The sequence below is a fragment of the Caballeronia sp. 11_S32 genome (assembly GCF_056930355.1).
Window position 1 is genome coordinate 369,060 of sequence record NZ_JBXOWH010000003.1, and the last position, 22,235, is coordinate 391,294.

A 22,235-nucleotide genomic window follows, 5' to 3' on the forward strand; every position below is an offset into this window, starting at 1 on the left:
CCAATGAGATATGTTCAACAGCGATATAAGACGCGCTAATATCAGCCGATGGACTACACCCTCTTGCGCGCTTTTCTCACCGTCGCACGCGAAGGCAATCTGACGCGTGCCGCGGCGCGATTGCATCTCACGCAGCCGGCCGTCAGCTTGCAGATCAAGAACCTGCAGGAGATGCTCGGCGTGGTGCTGTTTTCGCGCACGTCGCATGGCCTGCTGCTCACGCGCGACGGCGAAGCGCTCTTGCCACACGCCGAACGCGCGCTCGCCGCCGCCGCCGATGTACAACGCGCCGCTGCTGCGCTGCGTCACGAAGTAAGCGGCACGCTGCGCATCGGCACGATCCTCGACCCGGAATTTCTGCGCCTCGGCGGCTTCCTGCGGCAACTGGTGGAAACGCATCCACGGATCGAGACGTCTTTGCGGCACGGCATGTCCGGTTGGGTGCTGGAGCGCGTGAAGGCGCGCGAACTGGACGTCGGCTATTACATCGGCGATCCGGTCATCGACGGCACGCGCGAAGGCGAGCGCTTTCACGTCGTCAGGCTCACGCCGTTCATCTATCGCGTGCTCGCGCCCGCCGGCTGGCACAACCGCGTGAACAAGGGCAAGCGCAACTGGGCCGCGCTCGCCAAACTGCCGTGGATCTGGACGCCGCCCGAGTCCGCGCACAACCGCCTTCTGTCGCGCATCTTCCGCGAAGCGGGCGCGATGCCGGTGATCGTCGCGGAAGTGGATCAGGAACCGTCGATGCTCGATCTCGTGAAATCGGGTGTGGGTCTTTCGCTCGCGCGGGATTCGATTGCGCTCGCGCAGGCGCACGCGCACGCGCTGACGATCGTCGAAGGCGTCACCGTGCCGACGCAGCTTTCGTTCGTCACGCTCGCGGAGCGCCGCGATGAGCCGGCGATCGCGGCCGCGCTGCGACTGATCGACGCGCAATGGTCCGTCTAAGTGGAAATCCCGACGCCGCGCGCGAGTTCGTTCAAGCGAGCTTCATCGATTCTTTGCTAGTCTGAGCGTTCGCTGATCCATCCAACTGAGTACGTTCGAGGAGTCTTCATGGCACGCAACATCGAGATCAAGGCGCGCGCGCATCAATTCGAGCAACTGCGCGAGCGCGCGGCCGAGCTCGCCACCGACGCGCCGCTGGTGTTTCGCCAGCAAGACTTCTTCTACGATGTGCCGGCCGGACGCCTCAAGCTGCGCCAGTTCGACGACGGCACGCCGTCCGAGCTGATCTTCTACCAGCGCGACGATCGCGACGGCCCGAAAGTCTCGTACTACACCCGCAGCCCGGTCACGAATCCGGAAGCGATGCACGCGCTGCTCGCGCAAGCGCTCACCACGCGCGGCATCGTTTCGAAGGAGCGGCATGTGTATCTCGTCGGGCGCACGCGGATCCATCTGGATCGCGTGGACGGCCTCGGCGATTTCATCGAACTGGAAGTGGTGCTCGCCCAGGATGACGACGAAGCCGGCGGCGAAGAAGAAGCGCACGCGATGTTCGCGCGTCTCGGCGTCGCGCAGACCGACCTCGTGCCGCTCGCTTACGTGGATTTGCTGAGTCCCGAGGCGTCGTCGGTGAGATGAGAAAGCGGTAGCGGACCGTTGCGCTTGAACGTCGTCAGCACGATGTTCGAGCGCACGCTATCGACGCCCGGCACGCGCATCAGCTTCTTCATCACGAAACCCGAGAGCGCATTCAGGTCCGGCGCGACGATGCGCAGCAGATAGTCCGCGTCGCCCACTGTTGCGTGGCATTCGAGCACTTCGGGCAGCATCTCGATCTGCTGCTGAAACTGCTCGATGACCGAATCCCCGTGATGCTTCAGTTTCAGGCTCGTGAACGCCGTCACGCCGAGACCCAGCTTCTCCGGCCGCAAGACTACCCGATACCCTTCGATGACACCGGTCGCTTCGAGCCGCTGCAAGCGCCGCCCGATCTGCGACGGCGAGAGTGGCACCTGCTCGCCCAATTGCTGATGCGTGGCGCGTCCGAAGCGCTGAAGCACGTCGAGCAGGGCGAGGTCGAAATGATCGAGTTCGAGCATGAGGCGGATATGCGCGCGAGCGATGATGAGTGCGACTTTATCGCATCGAGGCTGCCGTGCTCACAAACCCTTCGCGCAAAAGGGCCGTTTCACGCCTATATTACTAATTGATTACCGAAGCAAACAAGGTAACGCGTGTGTTACCAACCATGACACTGCGAAAAGGGGGGAATCGCGTGGAATTGCCGGAATCCGGAACAATTGGAAGCATTCGAACAGCGAAAAGAAAGCTTGGGTGTCAGATAACTTTCAGTCCCGAATGCCATTGTTGAAGCGCTCGTAAGCTTCCCATGCGGCGCGCGCCTCGTCGTCCAGTTGCTCGGACGGCAGGCTTGACTGACGCTGTACAATCAGCAGCGCATAGGGCCTGGACAACGCACTCGCCTCCTTGCAGAGGCTGAGTTCGTCGCCGCTCGAAGGGGAGCGGCCGCGCCAGTAGTTGATGGCGGCTTCGAGTTCGTTGATCGAGATGACAGCCATGTCCGGGCAGAAATACATTCGATGTACGGCCCCTCGCGGCTCTGAGGAAAACGGCCGCGCAACGCCGCATGAGATGTGAGTTTTAAACCGGCTCGAGCCCGCGCCGCTTCGTCGTGCATGTCACCGACCGCCCCGCCCGCTCGAGCTCAACCCATTGTACTTGAGCGACTCCATGCGAATCCTTCTGATCGAAGATGACCGCCCCATCGCGCGCGGCATTCAAAGCAGCCTCGAACAATCCGGCTTCACAGTCGACATGGTGCACGACGGCATCTTCGCCGAGCAGGCGCTTGCGCAGAACCGCCATGAACTCGTCATTCTCGATCTCGGCCTGCCGGGCATCGACGGCATGACGCTGCTCTCGCGCTTTCGCCAAGGCAACCGCCACACGCCGGTGATCATTCTCACCGCGCGCGACGAACTGCACGACCGCGTGCAAGGCCTGAACAGCGGCGCCGACGACTACATGCTGAAGCCCTTCGAGCCGCAGGAGCTCGAGGCGCGCATCCGCGCCGTCATGCGCCGCAGCGGCCCGCACGGTGACGTGCCGCGTCCGGAAGTGTCATTGGGCGGACTGCGCCTGTCGGGCGTGGATCGCCGCATCTTCAACGACGAGCGTCCGCTCGAACTGTCGCCGCGCGAATTCGCGGTGCTCGAAATGCTGCTGCTGCGCCACGGCCGCGTCGTGAGCAAGGCGCAGTTGCAGGATCATCTGACGCACTTCGGCGGCGATCTCGGCGATACGGCCATCGAAGTGTATGTGCATCGCGTACGCAAGAAACTCGAGAACACGCGCGTGGAAATCGTGACGGTTCGCGGGTTCGGCTATCTGCTTCAGGAGATCCGGCAAGCGGCGTAATGCTTCTGCCGTAGACCGCCTTGCGATTTCCCACCCGCCGCGCGGGCGATCAGCGTTTCGCCCGCGAAGACTGGCTCGATCTGGCGCGATCGAAAGCCACCGAAACGCCGGCGCCGCCGAGCCTGCGGCGCACGCTGCTGCGCCGCCTCGCCGCACCGCTTTCCCTGCTCGCGCTGATGAGCGGTCTCATGGCCTACTGGCTCGCGTGGCAATACACGCAGCACGTGGTCGACCGCTCGCTCGCGGATCTCGCCACCGCCATCGGCAAGCAGATCCAGCTCGCGGGCGTCGATGCGCCCGTCACCGTGCCGCCGCTCGCGCAGGCGATGTTCTCCGATCCCGTCGAGCAGCTCATCTACCGCATCAGCACGGGCGACGAGGAAATCGCCGGAGAGCCGGAATTGCCGCTGACGGGCACCAGCGTGCGGCGCATTCACTACGCATACGTCTTCGAGACGCACTTTCAGGGCGTCTCCGTGCGCGCGGCGCAAGTGCGCGTGCCACAGCCGACCGGCAACCCGATCGTCGTCGAGGTGGCGCAGCGCGTGGGCTCGCGCTATCGCATCGCGGTGGAGTTCCTGATCGCGATCATGATGCCGCTCGCGCTGTTGCTGCTCGCCGGCTGGGTGATCGTATGGCGCGTGGTGAATCAGCAGTTGAACCCGCTCACCGATCTCGCCGACACGCTCAATCAGCAGACGCACATTTCGCTCGAACCCGTCGACGAGACCTACGTGCCGAGCGAAATCCGTCCGCTCACGAGCGCGATGAACGGCCTGCTCGTGCGCCTGCAAACCGCGCTCGACGCGCAGCGCAAGTTCATCGCCGATGCCGCGCATCAACTGCGCACGCCGCTGACCGCGGTCAAGCTGCACGCGGAGCAGGCGCTCAGCTCGCGCGATCCCGCGAAGGCGATCGAAGCGGTGAAGGAGCTGCGCGCGTCGGCGGATCGCGCGGTGCGGCTGTCGAATCAGCTGCTTTCGCTCGCGCGCGCCGAGCCGGGCGAGCAGGCCGCCCGTTTCGCCGATTTCGATCTCGCCGCGCTCGCCTTCGAAACCGGCGCGGAATGGGTGCCGCGCGCGCTCGCCGCGCACGTCGACCTGGGTTTTCAGCGCCTCGACGATCCCGAGAACGAGCATCCGATGATCGTGCGTGGCAACATCGTGCTCGCCCGCGAAGTGCTTGCGAATCTGATCGACAACGCGCTCAAGTACATTCCGCCGTTTCGCGGCGAAGGCGCGCGCATCACGATGACCGTCTCCGAGTGGCAGGACGCGAACGGCCGCCGCTTCGGCGAAGTCGTCGTGGAGGACAACGGCCCCGGCGTTCCGCCGGATCAGCAGCCGGATCTCTTCAAGCGCTTTTTCCGTGGCGATGGGCAAAGCGTGGAAGGCGGCGCGGGCCTCGGCCTTGCGATCGTGCACGACATCATGGTGCTGCACGGCGGCACCGTGCATTACGAGGATGCGCCCGAAGGCGGCGCGCGCTTTATCGTGCGCATGCCGTTGAAGGAAGCAAAGCCCGCCGAGGAATGAAAAAGAGCCACTCCCGTGGCTCTTTCGAATCGAAGCGTCGCGTATGAGCGGCCTACTTCTTCTTTTCCTTCTTCACCGCGAGCATGGTGCCGCGGCACTTCTTCGCGCCGCACCGGCACTCGTATTCCTTCTTCAGCTTTTTCGTGATGCGCCCTTCGATGACGAGCCCGTAGTCGTAGTTGAGCTCCTCATCCGGCGCGATGTCGCGCAACGCGTGAATGAACACCCGGCCTTCGACTTCCTCCGCCTCACAGTTCGGCGCGCACGAATGATTGATGTACTTCGCGCTGTTGCCTTCGATCTTGCCGTCGATCACGCGGCCGTCGTCGAGTGCGAAGTAGAACGTGTGATTCGGCTCGTCGGGATTGTGCGGATGACGGCGCAGCGCTTCCTTCCACGATATGCGCTCGCCCTTGTACTCCATCACCTGCTCGCCCGCAGCAATTCGCTTCACGGCAAACACGCCCTTGCCGTGCACGCCGGAGCGGCGAACGGTGACCCTGCGTGAACTCATCGAATGAATCCTTAAATAACGCTTCGCTCCCGCGCGCTCGGGATGAACATCGGGATGAAAAAAAACGCGGTGACCTCTGAGGCGCCGCGTTCGCTCGGTTGAACGCGAGCGCTCAACACACCGGTATCCTACACTCCCGGCGCGCGAAAGCTCAACCGTCCTGGCGATGCTCCATACTTTTCAACGTTGCCCGATGGTGATCTCGCCGAAGAGGTGCTTCTGTTCGCGCGGCTGCGAGCGCCAGTATTGCGGCGGCGCCGTGACGCTCGCGCCGAGCTCCGCGGCAGCATGCCACGGCCAGCGCGGATCATAGAGCATCGCGCGCGCCATCGCGACGAAATCCGCCTTGCCGCTCGCGACGATCTCCTCCGCTTCCTTCGCCTCGGTGATCAGACCAACCGCGATCGTAGTCACGCCGGTTGCCTCCTTCACGGCCTGCGCGAACGGCACCTGATAGCCGGACGACAACGGAATCTTCTGCAACGGCGACACGCCTCCCGACGACACATCGACCCAGTCGACGCCGCGCTTCTTCAGCTCCGACGCAAACGCGATCGTATCCTCGATATCCCAGCCGCCTTCGACCCAATCCGTCGCGGACACGCGCACGCCGACCGGCTTGTCGGCGGGAAACGCGGCGCGCACGGCATCGAAGATTTCGAGCGGATAACGCATGCGATTCTCCCGCGAGCCGCCGTATTCGTCGGTGCGCTGATTCGAAAGTGGCGAGAGAAACTGATGCAGCAGATAGCCGTGCGCGCAATGCACTTCGATTCCGTCGATGCCCAGCCGCGCCGCACGCTTCGCCGACGCGACGAACGCTTCCTTCACGCGAATGAGGCCGGCGGCATCGAGCGCGAGCGGCGGCGTTTCTTCCGGCTTGTGCGCAATGGCGGACGGCGCGTAGGTCATCCAGCCGCCATCGGCGACGGAAATGAGTTGCCCGCCTTCCCATGGCTTGCGGCTCGACGCCTTGCGGCCCGCGTGCGCCAGCTGCATCGTCACGGGAATCTTCGAATACTGGCGGATGGCAGCCATCACCGGACGCAACGCGGCTTCGGTGACGTCGTCCCAGAGGCCGAGATCGCCCGGCGTGATGCGCCCGTCCGGCTCGACCGCCGTCGCCTCGATGAACAGCATGCCCGCGCCGGACAACGCGAGCTGGCCCAGATGGATCATGTGCCACGCCGTGGCCTCGCCGCGCTCGGCGGAGTACTGACACATCGGCGACACGAAGATGCGATTCGGGATGTGGAGGCTGCGTAAGGTCGTGGGAGTGAACAGCGCGCTCATGGGGAAGACTCGTCGCAAGAAAAGGAGCGATCGAGAATAGCACCGCGGTTTCTTTCGTGCACAGCCATCGCGCCGGGTCACGCGCAATGGTTCATACCATCACACGTCAGCGAGCCGGCACGGTGAAGCGGTCGAGCCACTCGCCGAACATCGACCGGGCCGCGCGCTCGAGATTCGCGCCGTGGCGGGCGGTGTCCTCGCGCAGCGCGGCGACCGTCGTGCCGCTTCTTGCGATATCGCCCGGATAGGTGACGAGCCAGCTCTCGAAGCGCTCAACGAGCACTTCGGGATGACATTGCAGCGCGAGCACGTGCTCGCCCCACGCGAACGCCTGATGCGCGCACGCTTCGGTGGACGCGAGCAGCGTCGCATCCTTGGGCAGATCGAAGGTATCGCCGTGCCAGTGAAACACGGGAACGGGCGCGCCGTCGGCCTCGAGATGGCGCAACGCGGATGCGCGCCCGGCATCGGTCAGCGTGAGGGGCGACCAGCCGAGCTCGAGCTTGCCCGACGAATACACCCGCGCGCCGAGCGCCCGCGCGATCAGCTGCGAGCCGAGACAGATGCCGATGGTCGGCAAGCCGGCCGCGATGCGCTTCTCGAGCATCGACAGAAGCGGCGCGAGATGAGGGTAGTGTGCATCCTCATACGCGCCGATCGGGCCGCCGAGCACGACGAGCAGGGAAGGATCGAGCGGATTGGGCGCGTCGATACGGCCGCGCCCGACATCCAGATAGCGCACCAAATGGCCGCGATCGCCGAGCACGTGTTCGAGGCTGCCCAGATCTTCGAAATAGACGTGGCGAATCGCCAGAACTTCATCTTTCATCGGCGGCTTTCCGTAGGTCGGCTGTGCATGGCTCAGGACGAAGTGATGACGAGCCGCGCCTCGCGGCGAGGCGCGACGGGCACAGTCTAACCGACTCGCCGCTGCCTCACAGCGCCCGATGACGCCACATCTCGCTTACCCGGTGAGCCTGCCGGTCAGGCGACCTGCGCGAAGACCTTCCAGCTCTTTTTCTGCGTGGCGACGTCGGCTTCTTCGTATACCGAACAGTCGAGACGCAGATCGGTGTCAGCCATGTCGATCTGCAGAAGCGCGCAGTGATGCGGCGTCTTCTTCGGATTCTTGCTGGCTTCGAAGTGCGAGCAGGACAGGCACATGCGGTGCGCCGGAATCTGCTGCTGCGACTCGAGCTGACGGATCGTCTTGAGCAGCGTGCGATAGAACGCCACCTGCTCGTCCTCGCGCAGCGTGCCGACCGCTTTCGAGAGGAAGTCCGGCCATTGCAGCGCCTTCTTCGCCGCCGTGCGGCCGCGCGCGGTCAGACGCACCGCGAGCGCGCGGCCGTCGTCGATCGCCCGACGCTTCTCGACGAGACCCTTGCCTTCGAGCGTGCTCACCGCATCGCTCGTCGTGGCGGCGGTCAGCGCCGTTTCACGCGCGATCTCCCCGAGACGCATCGGCCCCTTACGCTGCATCAGCAGAACGAGAATTTCACCCTGGGTCGGCGTGAGCCCCGCGCCTTCCGCCCATTCCCATGCCTGGCTGCGCATCGCGGTGCTCAGCCTCAGCAGGCCGTGGGTCACCCGCCCCGTCGCCTGCTCTCCGTAAACGCCTTCACTCATAGTCTTTCGCTTGTTGTTCCGCTTATGGTTTTGACGGCATGTTCGCACTACCGCCGCGAACACCTCTTTCGAAACGCCGCCCGCAGAAAGTACTCCGAACCCCTTGCGAACTGCACTCCGCTCTCGGTCCCCGCCGTCTCAAAATTCAGGCGTGCCAAGCCAATTGGCCATACCCGATTGGGGACATTGCAACCCTCTTCGTTATGCGCCGTCTTATGTTCCTGCTCGTGGCGCTATTCTCCTGCCGACTATAACGCTATATCAGCAGAGCCGCCATTCTAAGCGACATAGAACAAACGTACACCTTAATTATCCACGCAGAACTGTGGATAACCCGTGGAAAAACGTCTTCTTTGTATGTGGACGTATTCTTGATAACACTCGACGCCGTATCGGCGCCTTTCTGTTGTCCAGAATGTCATGCCGCGGCGCACGCGCAATCCCTGTGCTTATCGTCGCGCTAGTGCGTTGACTTTGCACCATTTTTTGACGTTTTCCACAGCAAGGCCCGTCCCTTGTTAACTACTATTACGGATGTGTACGGATTTCCTGAAGTAAACCTTAGCGTCGCGCTATCGGTTCCGCTTCAAACGTTGCCGCGAGCGCTTTATTCCCGTTGCTCGTCATGCACATGTTTCATACGCGCCAAAGAAAAAGGCCGCTTCGATTCGCTTCGAAGCGGCCTTTCATCGTGATTCGCTGATCCTTGTTAGCGCAAGCGGAGCGTTATCGGCGCCACTGGAGGCATTGCTGCCTAACCGCCTCGTGTAGCGACTTTTCCTTGTGCACCACGTCGCGCAGCCAGGTCGCGTCGTTGATGCCGCGCGCGATATCGGCGACCTGCGCGAGCGCGGCCTGCGAGCCGAGCGCTTCCGCGTGCGGCGCGAGCACGTCGAGCGTCTCGAGAATGTCCTCGCCAATGGTGCGCCGCTCGCCCGTCTGCGGATGGATGCACGTCCCTTCCAGCCCGAAGCGGCATGCCTCGAAGCGGTTGAAGGTGTAGACGAGGTAGTCGTCCTCGCGCGGCGTGAGCGGCTTGTCGAGCAGCAGATAGCGCGACAGCGTCTGGATGTAGCAGGCGATCGCCGCGGCCTTGTCCACCGAAAGCGGCGTGTCCATCACGCGGACTTCGATAGTGCCGAAGCCGGGCTTCGGCCGGATATCCCAGTAGAAGTCCTTCATGCTGTTCACGACGCCCGTGTTGACCATCTTCGAGAAGTATTCCTCGAAGCTGTCCCAGGTGAGCACGAACGGCGCGCGGCCCGACAGCGGGAACGCGAACACCGAGTTCAGCCGCGCCGAGTGGAAACCCGTATCGACGCCCTGAATGTACGGCGACGAGGCCGAAAGCGCGATGAAATGCGGGATGTAGCGCGACATCGAATGCAGCAGGAAGAGCGCGCTGTTCGGATCGGGGCAGCCGATGTGCACGTGCTGGCCGAACACCGTGAATTGTTTGGCAAGGTATCCGTACAGCTCGGAGATGTACTGAAAGCGCGGTGCGTCGTAGATCTGGCGATCGCTCCACTGCTGGAAAGCATGCGTGCCGCCGCCGGCCAGGCCGACGTTCAGCTGGTCCGCCGCGGCGACGAGCACGTCGCGGATGCTGCGCAGATCGGTGACGGCCTGCTCGTGCGTCGTGCAGATGCCGGTCGACAGCTCAATCATGCTTTCGGTGATCTCCGGCGTGATGTTGCCCGGAATCTTTTCGTCCTTGATGAGACGCATGAGGTCCGACGCGGCGCGGGTCAGATCATAGTCGTGCGTGTTGACGACCTGGATCTCCAGCTCGACGCCGAACGTGAAGGGTTCGGAGTTGATGAAAGGTTCGAGTGCCATGACGCCTCTTGAATGATCAATGCTTGAGCAGGCGCGGCGCGGTTATTCGCGCCGTTCGCCCACCGCCGACAAGCTGCGGTAAACCAGGAAAGGCGCCACGATCTGCAGCACGACGATCGAGCACATGACGATCGCGCGCAGCGTCGGATCGTAGTCGGGATAAAGCACGTACATGTCGTCGACGAGCAGATACGCGAGCGCCGACATCGGTGTCAGCGCGACGCCGAGCGCCGCGCCCTGCTTCAGGTTCAGCCCGCTCGGCTTCGCGAAGATCAGCACGCCGACGAGCTTGCCGATGAAACGCGCGAGGATCAGCCCGAGCGCCGCGACGCCGCCGAGCGCGATGTCGCGCCAGTGGAACGACGTCAGCGTGAGCGCGAAAAGAATCACGGTGAGCAGCCATCCGGCGGAGCCGAAATGCGACGGCCACAGTTGCGGCCGTTCGTCGGCGTTCTTCACGATGATGCCCGCGGCGAGCAGCGCGAGAATCGTCGAGAGCTTGAAGATGTGCGCGACCGCGATCGCCAGCAGCACGAGCCCGAAGAGCGCGACGAACGAATGCTCGTCGTTCGCGGGCAGGCGCCGCACCAGCAGGTTGCAGGCGCGCGCGAGCAGGAACGCGAGCACGAGCGAGCCGATCAGCAGGTAGAACGGCTGAAGGAGCGTCGCGAACGTATTCCCGTAGATCTCCTGATGCAAGACGCCGGCCGCAAGCTTCTCGACGACCACCGCATACATGCTGTTCAGCGCCGTCAGCGTCATGAGGCGCTGCGTGACCTGGCCTTCCGCGCGCAGCTCGGTCTTCAGCTGAATGACCATCGCGGGCGACGTGGCCATCGCGATGGCCGCGATCACGATCGAGGGCATCGTCGGCACGTTGATCAGCATCAGCGCGATCAGCACGAGGCCGAAGGTCAGCGTCGATTCGGCGATGCTCGACAGGATCAGATACGGATTGCGCCGGATCCAGCGCAAATCGAGCCGGCCGCCCAGTTCGAAGAGCAGCAGCCCGAGCGCGACATCGAGCAGCGGCCGCGACAGGCCGCCCGCGCTGGCGTCGATCACGCCGAGGCCCGCATTGCCGGCGATTAGCCCTATAACCGCGAAACCGGTGATGCGCGGCAGACGCCACGCACGCCATAGCAGCTCGCCGGCGAGTCCCGCCGTGACGAGCGCGAGCCCGGCCCACAGAATGGCGTCGGGTTCGAGCGGCCACGTGGGCAAAAATGAAAATGCCGAATTCATCGTATTGGCTTCTCCTTCGTTGCTGCTTGCTGCTGCAGGGCGTGCACGTTCCGTTGCGTGACTGGCGTCCGCGGCGCGCGCTCGCAGGCGAGGCGCATCCGCCCGGCCAGGCGAGCGTTGGTTCATTCAGGCGAAACGAAATGCGAACGAACACGGCGTCACGGTCGGGCCGTGCACGAATTAGACGACGCGTCCGGCTGGCAGCGAAGCGCCCTACATGCTCTCAATGTCGCACCGGACATCCCGGATACGTATGACACGAGGAACGCATGGGGCGCTCGCCCGGATGCCGGGCCGAACACAGTGAACGACGATGCGGCTTGGTATCAGATTCTTGGCGCGCAACCATCGTTCCGTTGAAGCGGTCGCCGTCTCGACGGCGCGACGCAGGAAGAAGCGCGATTGTGCCATACCTCGGAACCCCTGACAGAAAGTCCAAGCTGATGATTCTTATGAAGTAAAAGCGACCGCCGAGCCCGGACCAGGATGGAAAGGCTGACCGGTAGCCGGTTTCGCGGCATCCGGACTTTTGGTTTACGGCTGGCCGATGGCCTCGCCGTCAGATGTTTACAGGTTTACTTTATATAAACGTAGTAGTGGTTAACAAGCACCTGCTTTTTCTGTGGATAACACCGCTTTCGTCTTTTCATTCAATCGTTTGGAAAAAGCAGAAGCGGGCCGTAAACATGTTGGTGCCGCGCGGTGAACCCGGAACAACTTTGGGGCGCGTAAACCGGAGGCCTCAGTTGTCCCGTTTACGTGCACAACGCGTTCACATGTCTTCCGCCTGCATTCCGACGGGTTATCCACAGCACCACGGGGACAACTAAGCTGCGCCGATTTCCCCATGACGCAATGCACGTAGCAAAAAGCGGGCTGGGTCGATGGCTTCGGCAAGCTCGCGCTCGATCGGCCAAGGCTCGCCTTCGATCTGCGATGCGATGAGCTCGGCCGCGAGCGTCGCCCAGACGAGACCGCGCGAGCCGAACGCGAACGCGCCATAAAGTCCCGGCATGCGCGGCAGGTCGAGCGGCCATGCGCCCGACAGTTGACGCGCATCGCGTCGCGCGGCGTTTTCGTCGGCGAGCTGGCCGATCATCGGCATGCGGTCGCTCGTCACGCAGCGAAACGCGACGCGGCCCGCGCGGACTTGCGTCGGCGCACGCGCGAGCTGCGGCAACATGCCCGCGACGCGCAAGATGTTCTCGAGATGCCCGGCATCGCGAATCTCGCGGTCGGGATCGTCGATGTCGTAGGTCGCGCCGATCAGCGCGCCATCCTTGCCGAGCGGCACTGCGTACCCTTCGCCGATCACCGGCATGCGCAATGCGTCGAGCGCGCCCGGAGCGAGCACGGTGAGCTGGCCGCGCACGCTGCGCGTCGGTTCGCCATGGAGAGTCGCGAGCCGCGCGGCGTCGTGCGCATTGGCGAGCACGATGACCGGCGCCTTCGCGATCTCGCCGCCGTTCGCGTCGAAGGTTCGCCAGACGCGGCCATCGTGCGCGATGCGCGCAACTTCCGTGTTCATGCGCGGCGTGACGAGCGCGGACGCATCGGCGAGCTGCGCCGCGCATATCGCCGCGGGCGAGATTGCGCCGCCGTGCGGAAAGAACCAGCCGCCGCGCGCGACCTCGACGCCGGCAGTGCGCGATGCATCGTCGCGGGTCATCGGTCGCACGTAATCGCGCGGATACGCGAAGCGCGCGATGGCGACGGCGAGCGCATCGGCGTCTTCCTGCGTATCGGCAATCTGAAGCAGGCCCGCGCCGCTTCGCGACAAGTCGTGATGCGCCGCTTCGAGCGCTTTCCATCGACGCAAGGTGTAGAGAAAGCCGGCGCGCGTGAGGCGCGCGGCGACGCTGTCGTCGCGCCAGACGATAGGATGAAACACGCCCGCCGGATTGCCCGATGCATCGCGTGCGGGCAGCGCGTGGCGATCGATCAGCGTGACCCGCCAGCCGCGTGCCGCGAGACGTGAGCTCACCGCGCAACCCGCGAGGCCCGCGCCGATCACGATGGCGTCGCGCGCGTTCGCATCGGAAGGAAGCGGCGGCTCGTGACGCCGCACGCGCCAGCGCGGTGCGAAGCGTGCGGTGAGCCGCGCGTTCGTCGCGGACCATGAACACTCGAATCCCGATGCGGCCAACGCGCGCTCGAGTTGCATCTGCACATCTCCGGCAGCGGTCGTGCTGACCGTCGCGCCGTCGCCGGCAAAACGCGCGAGCGATTTGCACAGCTTGCGCGGATCGCCGGCTGGATCGAGATGGAAAGCGTCTGCCCGTAGCCAGAGTTTCGCGAGCATTTCCTGCGCGTCGTCACCGATGGCCAGCGTGAGCACCACGCGCCCCTTATCGAACTCGAGCCGATGCACGCCCGGCACGCGCATCGGCCACGCGCGTGCGAGTTCGGCGGCGAGCGGCGATGCGTTATCGGCCGAAGGCGCATTGTCCAGCGCGGCGAGCGGCGCAAGCGCGACGACGTGCAGTCGATCGCAACGCGCTTCGTCATCGCGCCAGCGTTGCCACAGAGGCAGGAAGACACTGAACGTCGTATCGACGAACGTGAAGACGCGCTTGCGCCGCCAGCGCGCAGGAAGATCGTGCGGCGCGAAAAGCAGGGATTCGGTCATGCGATAGATGAAGAGACCGCGCGCCGCGTGAGGCGGATGCGCGATGAAAGATCAAACGGATGAAGACTTGGCGATGCCATGCGCTGCGCCGTTCGCGGCGTCTTCGATCATCAGCGGCTCGAGCGCGTAACCCGCCGCGCGCCATGCTTCGAGTCCGCCGAGCAGCGGCGCGACATCGGTGAAGCCATGCGCGGTCAGTTCCTTTGCCGCGAGCGCCGCCGACACTTCGCTCGGGCAATCGCAATACGTCACGAGCTTGCGGTCGCGCGCGATGTCCGCGAGCTGCGATGCGGCATCGTCATGCAGCAGCAATGCGCCGGGAATGGCATACGGATCCATCGCGCGACGCTCGCGACGGCGCACGTCGATGACGAGCGGCGGCAGCTCGCCCGTGAGCAGCGCGCGCAGCGTGGCGATATCGATGCGCGCCATGCGCAACCTGCGCAACAACGACACGCGCTGCCACCAGCGCACCGCGAGATAGAGCGCGAGCGCCATGCCCGCGAGCACGATCACGCCGCGCCCGAACAGGTCGAGCCAGGCGAGCGCGCTATCGACGAGATCGGCGAACATCGCGCCGAACACCACGCCCGTGCCGGACCACAGCAGCGCGCCGAGCGCGTCATAGAAAAGAAAGCTGCCGAAGCCGATGCCGGTCGCGCCCGCGACGGGAATCGCGAGCGTCGACAGTCCGGGGATGAACTTCGACAGCGCGAGAATGCGCACGCCGAAGCGTCCGAAGAAGTCGAGGCTGCGGTTCACGCAGGTATCGCGCGAGATGGAGAGCTTGCACATGAAGCCGAGCACGCGGCTGCCGTAGCGGCGCCCGAGCCAGAACCAGAGCATGTCGCCGATGAGCGCCGCGATGCTGGCCGTGACGACGATCGCAACAAGCGGCCCGAATGCCGCCGATGGGAAGAGCGAAGGCAAGCCCGAAACGGCGCCCGTCGCGAAGCTCGCAGAGACGGTGATCGCACCCGTCAAAGCCAATGTGGGCAAGGCTGGGAGCGGAAGGCCGAGGCACTCGAGCAGAACGTTGGCAAAAACCAACGGCAGGCCGTATTCGATGATCAGCTCGCGTAGCATGGATCGCACCCAGATGTCCTACGCCAAAAAGTCGGCCGGGAGCCCCGAAAATATAAGGGTAAATCTTTGAAACCCTTGTCCTGATTGGGTTTGCGCTGCGCTATCATACCAAGCGCCGCGTACAGAGGCGGCGTGAAGGCGACGATGTGGAGCAACGCCGGTGAGATGGCGCGAAACAACGCCGATCCGTCGGGCGGGCACGCCAGAAGGCCGTCCCTACTCGACTGCACGGCTTGCGCACGTATAATCGGCGCGTTCGCGCTGTTCGTGTCAACCTAAACTGATAAAGGAACCTTAATGAACAAACAGGAATTGATCGACGCCGTAGCCGCTCAGACCGGCGCCAGCAAGGCTCAAACCGGCGAAACGCTGGACACGTTGCTCGAAGTGATCAAGAAGGCTGTCTCGAAAGGTGACGCAGTGCAGTTGATCGGCTTCGGCAGCTTCGGCTCGGGAAAGCGCGCAGCGCGCACCGGCCGCAATCCGAAGACCGGCGAATCCATCAAGATTCCGGCCGCAAAGACGGTCAAGTTTACGGCTGGCAAGGCATTCAAGGACGCAGTGAACAAGCGGTAAGCTTCTTGCCGATTGTGCGGCTACCAAGGGTAGCCAGTTGTACATGACCCGCCTTCGGCGGGTTTTTTTTCGGCTGTGCGTTTCGGTTCACGTTGCGGTTCACGTTTCGGTTCACGTTGCGGTTCACGTTGCGGTTGCCGGCTCGACATGGCATCGAGCCGGCGCAGCGATCAATGCCGATGATCCTCGCAGTCGCAATCCGGTCCATGGTCGTGATCGTGATCGTGATCGTGGTCGTGCTCGTCCACGTCCCATGCAGGGAACGGATCGGCGAAGCGTTGCCAGCCATCGGGGCCGAGCGCCCATTCGTCGTCGCTCAAAAGACATGCATCGAGCTTGTCCTGCCAAGCGGCAGGATCGAGATTCAGGCCGATCAGAACGAGCTCCTGCCGACGATCGCCGATGCTGTTGTCATCCGGATCGCCATACCATTCCGCGACGATCTCCGCTTCGAGTTCGGGGTCGTCGGTCGGCCATTCGCTGCGATCCTGCGCCGCCCACCACACGCCTGCCGGACCATGCCGCACCGTGCCGCCCGCCTGCGACAGCGAGCCGCCGACATCGCTTCGCGTCGCGAGCCAGAAGAAGCCCTTCGCGCGCAACACGTCCGGCCATTCCTGATGCAGCAGATTCCACAATCGTTCGGGATGAAACGGCCGGCGCGCGCGATACACGAAATGGCCGACGCCGAACGCATCGGGTTCGTCGCTCGATGGATCCTCGCCATTGAGTATCGCAAGCCAGCCGGGCGCGCTCGCGGTCGCATCGAAATCGAAGCGGCCGGTGTTCAGCACTTCATCGGGCGGCACGTTGCCCGACTGCGTTCGCACCTGAATCGCGCGAGGATTGAGGCCATGCAGAACGCGCGCGACTTTCTCGACTTCGTCGGCGCCGGCGAGATCCGTCTTGTTGATGACGATGACATCGCAGAATTCGATCTGCTCGACGAGCGTCTCGACGACCGTCTTGCCGTCTTCTTCATCATGGTCCGCCGACGGAAGGCCACGCTCGGCGAGCGAATCGGAAGAGGCGTAGTCGCGCGAGAAGTTCGCGGCATCGATCACGGTGACGAAGGTGTCGAGCTGCGCGCGGCCCGCGAGTGTCGCGTCGTCGTCGTCGCCGAATGCGAGATGCTCGGCGATCGTTATCGGATCGGCGATACCCGACGATTCGACGATGACCGCATCGAACCGCTGCTGTTCCGCGATCCATGTGATCGCGTTCTCGATGGCTTCGATGGACCGGTCGCTCAGGCTCAACAGCATGCAGCCGTTGGGCAGGTCGGTGCTTTGCCGGTCCGCGCCCGCGGCGACCTTGCCGCATGTGACGGCCGCGAGCCGCACGCCTTCGGCGTTGGCGAGCAAGGCATCGACGAGTGTGGTCTTACCCGCGCCGGTGAATCCCGATAGCACGGTGATGGGCAATGGCGTGTGGTTCATCGCAGTAAAACGTGACGGGGAATGGAGCGCGCGAGCGCGTGCCCGCGCTGCCGTTCGGGCAACGCGGGCGATCGAATAGGGGATTTTGCATCAAATGCGCCGGACGCGGCGCGGGAGGAGTGGACGCGGCCTGATCAGCGCGTAGCCTGAACCAGCTTCCAGCGGCGAAGGATCTCGATGATCTGCGCCGAGTACTTGTCGCGCAGCGCCGGTGTTTCGGAATGGTAAGCACCGACCGCCTGCCACGAATTGCCATACTTGTTCATCTTCTGGCGCAGATGCCACGCCGCGATGTACACGCTCTTGCACGGCTCCATCAGCGTGCCGCTCGAGATGCCGTACTGCGAGAGCGTATTGAGGTGGATGGAGTTGATCTGCATCAACCCGTAGTCGGTCGAGCCGTTGGCGTTCTTGTTGATGGCGTCGGGCTTGTTGTGGGATTCCTGCCAGGCGATGGCGCGCAGGATGAGCGGGTTGACCTTCTGATACTTCGCCGCTTCGTCGAAGCAGTCCGCGCGCGCGGAGCCGGCCGCGAGTAGCGGCCCGCATATCGCAAGCAGTTGCAGGGTTCTCTTCATCTTCTCTTCTACTCCATCCGCCCATGCGGAACGTCATGCCGCCGTTGCGGCGCCTTGGCGCCAACGCCAACAAATCAACGTCCGCGGCCGAGCTGAATGGGGGAAAACCCGCCCTTTTTGTCACCGCCCGGAATGCGGAACCGACCGTATCATACCGGCTGACGATTCAGGCCATAAGTTGGCTATCAGACATAGGCCCATTGCACCGACCAAAGGCTGCTTGCGAGCAAGCATATCGGCCGGTCGGATGGCCGTGTTCTAAATGTATGAATAATAAGACTTCTGGACGGGTTACAATTCGGCTCCCGCGTACATCGGCCGAAGCCTGGAATCGCCCAGATACGGTCTATCGGCAAGTTATTCGAAAGCTTGAGCGCGCTGGAACTTGTGTCGAACGAGCAGCGGCAGGGCAACCTGATCCGGAACGAATTGGCACAATTTCGTTACACAAAGCTGTTATCGTCATATTTTTTAAAATGATCGCGGTGGCCCGGGTCTGCCCGAACCACGCCGCGGTAGGCGGCGCTCTCGGCTGACGAGCGATGCTGCCTTGGCCGGCTCTTCGAAGACCCGGCTCTGACATCACATCCATGAGAAGACAACCTATGGCACTGCGTCGCATGGCGACGGCACTGCTGGCGGCGGGACTTATCGTCGCGCAAGCCGCGCACGCGCAAGTGACGTTGAATTTCGTCAACGCGGACATCGACCAGGTCGCGAAAGCGATCGGCGCCGCCACCGGCAAAACGATCATCGTCGATCCCCGCGTCAAGGGGCAACTGAACCTCGTCTCGGAGAACCCGGTTCCCGAGGAACAGGCGCTGAAGACACTTCAGTCATCGCTGCGCATGCAGGGCTTCGCGCTCGTGCAGGATCACGGCGTCCTGAAGGTCGTGCCCGAGGCCGACGCCAAGCTCCAGGGCGTGCCGACCTACGTCGGCAACGCGCCGGCCGCGCGCGGCGATCAGGTGATCACGCAGGTCTTTCAGCTGCGCAACGAATCGGCGAACAACCTGCTGCCGGTGCTGCGCCCGCTGATCTCGCCGAACAACACGATCGCGGCCTACCCGGCCAACAATACGCTCGTCGTCACCGATTACGCCGATAACGTCCGCCGCATCGCGGGCATCATCGCGGGCGTCGACACCGCGGCCGGAAGAGCGGTGGATGTCGTCACGCTGAAGAACGCGAACGCCATCGACGTCGCCGAGCAGATGAACAAGCTGCTCGATCCCGGCACGGTAGGCAGCACCGACGCGACGCTCAAAGTCACCGTCACGCCCGATGCGCGCACCAACTCCCTGATGTTCCGCGCATCGAGCAGCGCGCGTCTCGCGGCGGCCAAGCAACTGGCGCAGAAGCTCGACGCGCCCACCACGCAGCCAGGCAACATGCACGTGGTCGCGCTGCGCAATGCCGACGCGACGCGCCTCGCCAAGACGCTGCGCGGCATGCTCGGCAAGGGCAGCAACACGGACAACACGTCGGGTTCCAATACCGGCTCGAACACCTTCGGCCAGAGCGGCGGCGGCCTGAGCAATTCGTCGACGTCCACGGGTCAGTCCGGCATGCCGCCCCTGCCCGGCGGTCTCAGCGGCAGTTCGGGCAGCGGAAACAATCCGATGTCCGGCAGCGGCGGCAACCGCGACTCGAGCTTCTCGTCGAACAAGGAGAACGAGTCCGGCAACGAACAGGGCGGCGGCATGATCCAGGCCGATGCCGCGACGAACTCGCTGATCATCACCGCGCCCGATCCGATGTACCGCAACCTGCGCGCCGTGATCGACCAGCTCGACGCGCGCCGCGCGCAGGTCTACATCGAGGCGCTGATTGTCGAACTCTCGGCTACGACCGGCGCGAATCTCGGCATTCAATGGCAGGGCCTGCTGCTGTCGAACGGCGGCAACAACGCGCTGTACGGCAGCTCGAGCTTCGGCAGCGGCAACACGAACATCGTCGATCTGACCTTGCAGGGCAACGCGATCGCGCAGAATCCGTCCGCGATCACATCGACCACCGGCCTTCTCGCGCAAGGTCTCAACATCGGCCTGCTGCACCGCTTCGGCAACCTGTTCGGTCTCGGCGGGCTGCTGCAGGCGCTGTCGACGTCGTCGGACGCGAACATCCTGTCCACGCCTAACCTCATTACACTCGACAACGAGGAAGCGAAGATCGTCGTCGGCCAGAACGTGCCGGTCGTGACGGGCTCCTACGCCACGCCGACGGCCAACGCCGCGACCTCGGTCACCGCGTTCAACACGTTCGATCGCCGCGACGTCGGCGTAACGCTGCACGTGAAGCCGCAGATCACGGACGGCGGCGTGCTCAAGATGCAGATCTATCAGGAAGATTCGAGCGTCGATAACGGCACGAAGAACGATCCCGGCGGCGTGACCATCAACACGCGCTCGGTGCAGTCGACCATCCTTGCCGACGACGGCGAAATCGTCGTGCTGGGCGGCTTGATGCAGGACCAGTACAACAATAACAACAGCAAGATTCCGCTGCTCGGCGATATTCCGTTCATCGGCAGCCTGTTCCGCAGCGAAAGCAAGACGCGCACGAAGACCAACCTCATGGTGTTCCTGCGCCCGGTGATCGTGCGCGATCAGTCGACCGCCACGCAGATCGCCAACACGCGTTACGACTATCTGCGTCAGCAGCAGTACGGCTCGACGACAGACAACCGTCTCATCAAGGATCAGAATGTGCCGGTGATGCCGCCGAAGCCGCTCGGTCCGAGCGAGGGCGGCGGCGCGCCGGCCCAAAACCTGCTGGACTGGAGCAACACGACGCGCGGCCCCGGCCCGAGCACGACGCTGCCGCAGAATCCGGAAGCGGGTCCGGCGCCGCAGGGCGGCACGTATCCGCCGCCCGCGCCGCAGATGCCGCAGCCGGGCGCGCCGTCCGGTAACGGCGCGGCCAACTACGCGGTGCCGAACAACCAGCCGAGCGCGAAATCGCTCGACGGCAACCAGCCGGGAGTACCGCAGTGACCACGGTCAACGATGCAGTCGAGAGCGCGAACGACGCGGCGTCGCCGCTGGCGGCCCGCCTCGTGCCCTATGGCTTCGCGCGCAGCGGGCAGATTCTGCTCGCGCATCAGCACGCCGACAGCATCGAAGTGTGGATCAGCGAGCGCACGTCCGACGCAGCGCTCGCCGAGGTCGCGCGCAATTTTGGCGCGTTGTCGATCGTGCGCAAATCCGCCGACGAGCTTGCCGCCTCGATCAATTCGGCCTACGCGCGCAACGACGGCAGCGCGGCGCAGGTGGTCGGCGAAGTGGAAGGCGAAGTCGATCTGTCGCGCCTGATGCAGGACATTCCGGAAGTCGAGGACTTGCTGGAATCCGAGGACGACGCGCCGATCATCCGCATGATCAATGCGCTGCTGACGCAGGCGGCGCGCGAGCAGGCGTCGGATATTCACATCGAGCCGTTCGAGAACGCGTCGGTCGTGCGCTTTCGCGTCGACGGCACGCTGCGCGATGTCGTGCGCCCGAAGAAGGCGCTGCACGGCGCGCTGATCTCGCGTATCAAGATCATGGCGCAGCTCGATATCGCCGAGAAACGCTTGCCGCAGGATGGCCGCATCACGCTGCGCGTGGGCGGGCGTCCCGTCGATGTCCGCGTATCCACGCTGCCGACTGGCCACGGCGAGCGCGCGGTGCTGCGTCTCTTGGAAAAGGACGCGCAGCGCCTGAATCTCGAAACGCTCGGCATGGCGCGCGACACGCTCGTCAACTTCGACAAGCTCATCGGCAAGCCGCACGGCATCGTGCTCGTGACCGGCCCGACCGGCTCCGGCAAGACGACCACGCTCTACGCGTCGATGTCGCGGCTGGAGACCACGACCACCAACATCATGACGGTGGAAGATCCGATCGAATACGACCTGTCGGGCATCGGTCAGACGCAGGTGAACGAGCGCATCGGCATGACCTTCGCGCGCGCGTTGCGGTCCATTCTGCGTCAGGATCCGGACATCATCATGATCGGTGAAATCCGCGACCTCGAAACCGCGCAGATCGCGGTGCAGGCGTCGCTCACCGGCCACCTCGTGCTCGCGACGCTGCACACGAACGATGCCGCCTCCGCCGTCACGCGTCTCACCGACATGGGCGTCGAGCCGTATCTGCTCGCTTCGTCGCTGCTCGGCGTGCTCGCGCAGCGGCTCGTGCGGCAGCTGTGTCCGGCGTGCAAGGAAGAGCGCGTCGAGGAAGACGGCACGAAGCATTACCATCCCGTCGGCTGCGACCGATGCGGCCAGTCGGGCTATGTCGGCCGACGCGGTGTCTATGAACTGCTGCTGATCGACGACACGATCCGGCCGCTCATCCACCGCAACGCCGCGGACGCGGAGATTCTCGAAGCCGGCCGCAAGCAGGGCATGCGCACGCTTCGCGAGGACGGCGACCGCTGGCTCGCGGCAGGCGTTTCTTCGCTGGAAGAAGTGTTGCGCGTGACGGGCGGGGATTAGAC

Annotated in this window: 19 protein-coding genes; 7 read left to right on the forward strand and 12 right to left on the reverse strand. The window is 64.0% G+C overall.

The window, feature by feature from the left end:
• Nucleotides 1–48: 48 nt before the first annotated feature.
• Nucleotides 49–951 carry a LysR family transcriptional regulator gene (locus AC1Z32_RS13280; protein WP_483479104.1) on the forward strand — a complete coding sequence of 301 codons (903 nt, stop codon included), beginning with the start codon at nt 49–51 and terminating at the stop codon, nt 949–951.
• A 108-nt stretch (nt 952–1,059) separates the two neighbouring features.
• A complete protein-coding gene (locus AC1Z32_RS13285) occupies nt 1,060–1,590 on the forward strand; it encodes a class IV adenylate cyclase (RefSeq protein WP_483479105.1) in 531 nt (176 codons plus the stop codon).
• On the opposite strand, the gene AC1Z32_RS13290 is transcribed toward AC1Z32_RS13285, so the two are convergent.
• Nucleotides 1,548–2,051, reverse strand: a complete 504-nt coding sequence (locus AC1Z32_RS13290) for an Lrp/AsnC family transcriptional regulator (protein WP_483479106.1) — start codon at nt 2,049–2,051, stop codon at nt 1,548–1,550. The two genes, AC1Z32_RS13285 and AC1Z32_RS13290, sit on opposite strands and share 43 nt — an antisense overlap.
• A 249-nt stretch (nt 2,052–2,300) precedes the next feature.
• Nucleotides 2,301–2,531, reverse strand: a complete 231-nt coding sequence (locus AC1Z32_RS13295) for a DUF3717 domain-containing protein (RefSeq protein WP_483479107.1) — start codon at nt 2,529–2,531, stop codon at nt 2,301–2,303.
• A 172-nt stretch (nt 2,532–2,703) separates the two neighbouring features.
• On the opposite strand from AC1Z32_RS13295, the gene AC1Z32_RS13300 reads away from it, so the two are divergent.
• Nucleotides 2,704–3,390 carry a response regulator transcription factor gene (locus AC1Z32_RS13300; RefSeq protein ID WP_008352418.1) on the forward strand — a complete coding sequence of 229 codons (687 nt, stop codon included), beginning with the start codon at nt 2,704–2,706 and terminating at the stop codon, nt 3,388–3,390.
• A gap of 80 nt (nt 3,391–3,470) precedes the next feature.
• A complete protein-coding gene (locus tag AC1Z32_RS13305; protein ID WP_483481621.1) occupies nt 3,471–4,925 on the forward strand; it encodes a sensor histidine kinase in 1,455 nt (484 codons plus the stop codon).
• A gap of 52 nt (nt 4,926–4,977) precedes the next feature.
• Here the strand turns inward: AC1Z32_RS13305 and AC1Z32_RS13310 are convergent, their stop codons facing one another.
• The 8 genes from AC1Z32_RS13310 to AC1Z32_RS13345 all read right to left on the reverse strand — a co-directional run bounded on the left by AC1Z32_RS13310 (nt 4,978) and on the right by AC1Z32_RS13345 (nt 15,160).
• The gene (locus AC1Z32_RS13310) at nt 4,978–5,439 is read right to left on the reverse strand and encodes an SET domain-containing protein (RefSeq protein WP_483479108.1); all 462 of its coding nucleotides are present in this window, start codon (nt 5,437–5,439) and stop codon (nt 4,978–4,980) included.
• A gap of 180 nt (nt 5,440–5,619) precedes the next feature.
• Nucleotides 5,620–6,732, reverse strand: coding sequence for an NADH:flavin oxidoreductase/NADH oxidase (locus AC1Z32_RS13315; protein WP_483479109.1), 1,113 nt, complete (start codon nt 6,730–6,732; stop codon nt 5,620–5,622).
• A gap of 106 nt (nt 6,733–6,838) precedes the next feature.
• Complete coding sequence (locus AC1Z32_RS13320) at nt 6,839–7,561, reverse strand: glutamine amidotransferase (RefSeq protein ID WP_483479110.1); 723 nt, start codon at nt 7,559–7,561, stop codon at nt 6,839–6,841.
• A gap of 155 nt (nt 7,562–7,716) precedes the next feature.
• Nucleotides 7,717–8,361 carry a MarR family winged helix-turn-helix transcriptional regulator gene (locus AC1Z32_RS13325; protein ID WP_062601574.1) on the reverse strand — a complete coding sequence of 215 codons (645 nt, stop codon included), beginning with the start codon at nt 8,359–8,361 and terminating at the stop codon, nt 7,717–7,719.
• A 726-nt stretch (nt 8,362–9,087) separates the two neighbouring features.
• On the reverse strand, nt 9,088–10,200 hold the full coding sequence (locus AC1Z32_RS13330) for a YbdK family carboxylate-amine ligase (RefSeq protein ID WP_483479111.1): 1,113 nt from the start codon (nt 10,198–10,200) through the stop codon (nt 9,088–9,090).
• Nucleotides 10,201–10,242: 42 nt separating this feature from the next.
• The gene (locus AC1Z32_RS13335; RefSeq protein ID WP_483479112.1) at nt 10,243–11,445 is read right to left on the reverse strand and encodes a cation:proton antiporter; all 1,203 of its coding nucleotides are present in this window, start codon (nt 11,443–11,445) and stop codon (nt 10,243–10,245) included.
• Nucleotides 11,446–12,271: 826 nt separating this feature from the next.
• Nucleotides 12,272–14,074: a bifunctional tRNA (5-methylaminomethyl-2-thiouridine)(34)-methyltransferase MnmC2/FAD-dependent 5-carboxymethylaminomethyl-2-thiouridine(34) oxidoreductase MnmC1 gene (mnmC, locus tag AC1Z32_RS13340; RefSeq protein ID WP_483479113.1), complete on the reverse strand. Its 1,803-nt coding sequence runs from the start codon at nt 14,072–14,074 to the stop codon at nt 12,272–12,274.
• Nucleotides 14,075–14,125: 51 nt separating this feature from the next.
• Complete coding sequence (locus tag AC1Z32_RS13345; RefSeq protein ID WP_483481622.1) at nt 14,126–15,160, reverse strand: VTT domain-containing protein; 1,035 nt, start codon at nt 15,158–15,160, stop codon at nt 14,126–14,128.
• A gap of 297 nt (nt 15,161–15,457) precedes the next feature.
• Here AC1Z32_RS13345 and AC1Z32_RS13350 point away from each other — a divergent pair, with 297 nt between their 5' ends.
• The gene (locus AC1Z32_RS13350; RefSeq protein WP_008352404.1) at nt 15,458–15,736 is read left to right on the forward strand and encodes an HU family DNA-binding protein; all 279 of its coding nucleotides are present in this window, start codon (nt 15,458–15,460) and stop codon (nt 15,734–15,736) included.
• 170 nt (nt 15,737–15,906) lie between these two features.
• Here AC1Z32_RS13350 and AC1Z32_RS13355 read toward each other — a convergent pair whose 3' ends face one another.
• Both AC1Z32_RS13355 and AC1Z32_RS13360 read right to left on the reverse strand, forming a co-directional pair.
• On the reverse strand, nt 15,907–17,175 hold the full coding sequence (locus tag AC1Z32_RS13355) for a GTP-binding protein (protein ID WP_483479114.1): 1,269 nt from the start codon (nt 17,173–17,175) through the stop codon (nt 15,907–15,909).
• A 134-nt stretch (nt 17,176–17,309) separates the two neighbouring features.
• A complete protein-coding gene (locus AC1Z32_RS13360; protein WP_483479115.1) occupies nt 17,310–17,753 on the reverse strand; it encodes a lytic transglycosylase domain-containing protein in 444 nt (147 codons plus the stop codon).
• A gap of 605 nt (nt 17,754–18,358) precedes the next feature.
• Here AC1Z32_RS13360 and gspD point away from each other — a divergent pair.
• The gene (gspD, locus tag AC1Z32_RS13365; protein WP_483479116.1) at nt 18,359–20,749 is read left to right on the forward strand and encodes a type II secretion system secretin GspD; all 2,391 of its coding nucleotides are present in this window, start codon (nt 18,359–18,361) and stop codon (nt 20,747–20,749) included.
• Nucleotides 20,746–22,233, forward strand: a complete 1,488-nt coding sequence (gene gspE, locus AC1Z32_RS13370) for a type II secretion system ATPase GspE (RefSeq protein WP_483479117.1) — start codon at nt 20,746–20,748, stop codon at nt 22,231–22,233. Before gspD ends, gspE begins: the two co-directional genes overlap by 4 nt.
• The last annotated feature ends 2 nt before the right edge of the window (nt 22,234–22,235 follow it).

Bases quoted from the DNA above. Each gene is read 5' to 3' on its own strand.
- AC1Z32_RS13325 (WP_062601574.1), bottom strand. From the start codon at position 8,361: ATGAGTGAAGGCGTTTACGGAGAGCAGGCGACGGGGCGGGTGACCCAC.
- mnmC (WP_483479113.1), bottom strand. From the start codon at position 14,074: ATGACCGAATCCCTGCTTTTCGCGCCGCACGATCTTCCTGCGCGCTGG.
- AC1Z32_RS13285 (WP_483479105.1), top strand. From the start codon at position 1,060: ATGGCACGCAACATCGAGATCAAGGCGCGCGCGCATCAATTCGAGCAA.
- gspD (WP_483479116.1), top strand. From the start codon at position 18,359: ATGGCACTGCGTCGCATGGCGACGGCACTGCTGGCGGCGGGACTTATC.
- AC1Z32_RS13350 (WP_008352404.1), top strand. From the start codon at position 15,458: ATGAACAAACAGGAATTGATCGACGCCGTAGCCGCTCAGACCGGCGCC.
- AC1Z32_RS13355 (WP_483479114.1), bottom strand. From the start codon at position 17,175: ATGAACCACACGCCATTGCCCATCACCGTGCTATCGGGATTCACCGGC.
- AC1Z32_RS13320 (WP_483479110.1), bottom strand. From the start codon at position 7,561: ATGAAAGATGAAGTTCTGGCGATTCGCCACGTCTATTTCGAAGATCTG.
- AC1Z32_RS13330 (WP_483479111.1), bottom strand. From the start codon at position 10,200: ATGGCACTCGAACCTTTCATCAACTCCGAACCCTTCACGTTCGGCGTC.
- AC1Z32_RS13360 (WP_483479115.1), bottom strand. From the start codon at position 17,753: ATGAAGAGAACCCTGCAACTGCTTGCGATATGCGGGCCGCTACTCGCG.
- AC1Z32_RS13295 (WP_483479107.1), bottom strand. From the start codon at position 2,531: ATGGCTGTCATCTCGATCAACGAACTCGAAGCCGCCATCAACTACTGG.
- AC1Z32_RS13280 (WP_483479104.1), top strand. From the start codon at position 49: ATGGACTACACCCTCTTGCGCGCTTTTCTCACCGTCGCACGCGAAGGC.
- AC1Z32_RS13300 (WP_008352418.1), top strand. From the start codon at position 2,704: ATGCGAATCCTTCTGATCGAAGATGACCGCCCCATCGCGCGCGGCATT.
- AC1Z32_RS13345 (WP_483481622.1), bottom strand. From the start codon at position 15,160: ATGCTACGCGAGCTGATCATCGAATACGGCCTGCCGTTGGTTTTTGCC.
- AC1Z32_RS13335 (WP_483479112.1), bottom strand. From the start codon at position 11,445: ATGAATTCGGCATTTTCATTTTTGCCCACGTGGCCGCTCGAACCCGAC.
- AC1Z32_RS13315 (WP_483479109.1), bottom strand. From the start codon at position 6,732: ATGAGCGCGCTGTTCACTCCCACGACCTTACGCAGCCTCCACATCCCG.
- AC1Z32_RS13290 (WP_483479106.1), bottom strand. From the start codon at position 2,051: ATGCTCGAACTCGATCATTTCGACCTCGCCCTGCTCGACGTGCTTCAG.
- AC1Z32_RS13310 (WP_483479108.1), bottom strand. From the start codon at position 5,439: ATGAGTTCACGCAGGGTCACCGTTCGCCGCTCCGGCGTGCACGGCAAG.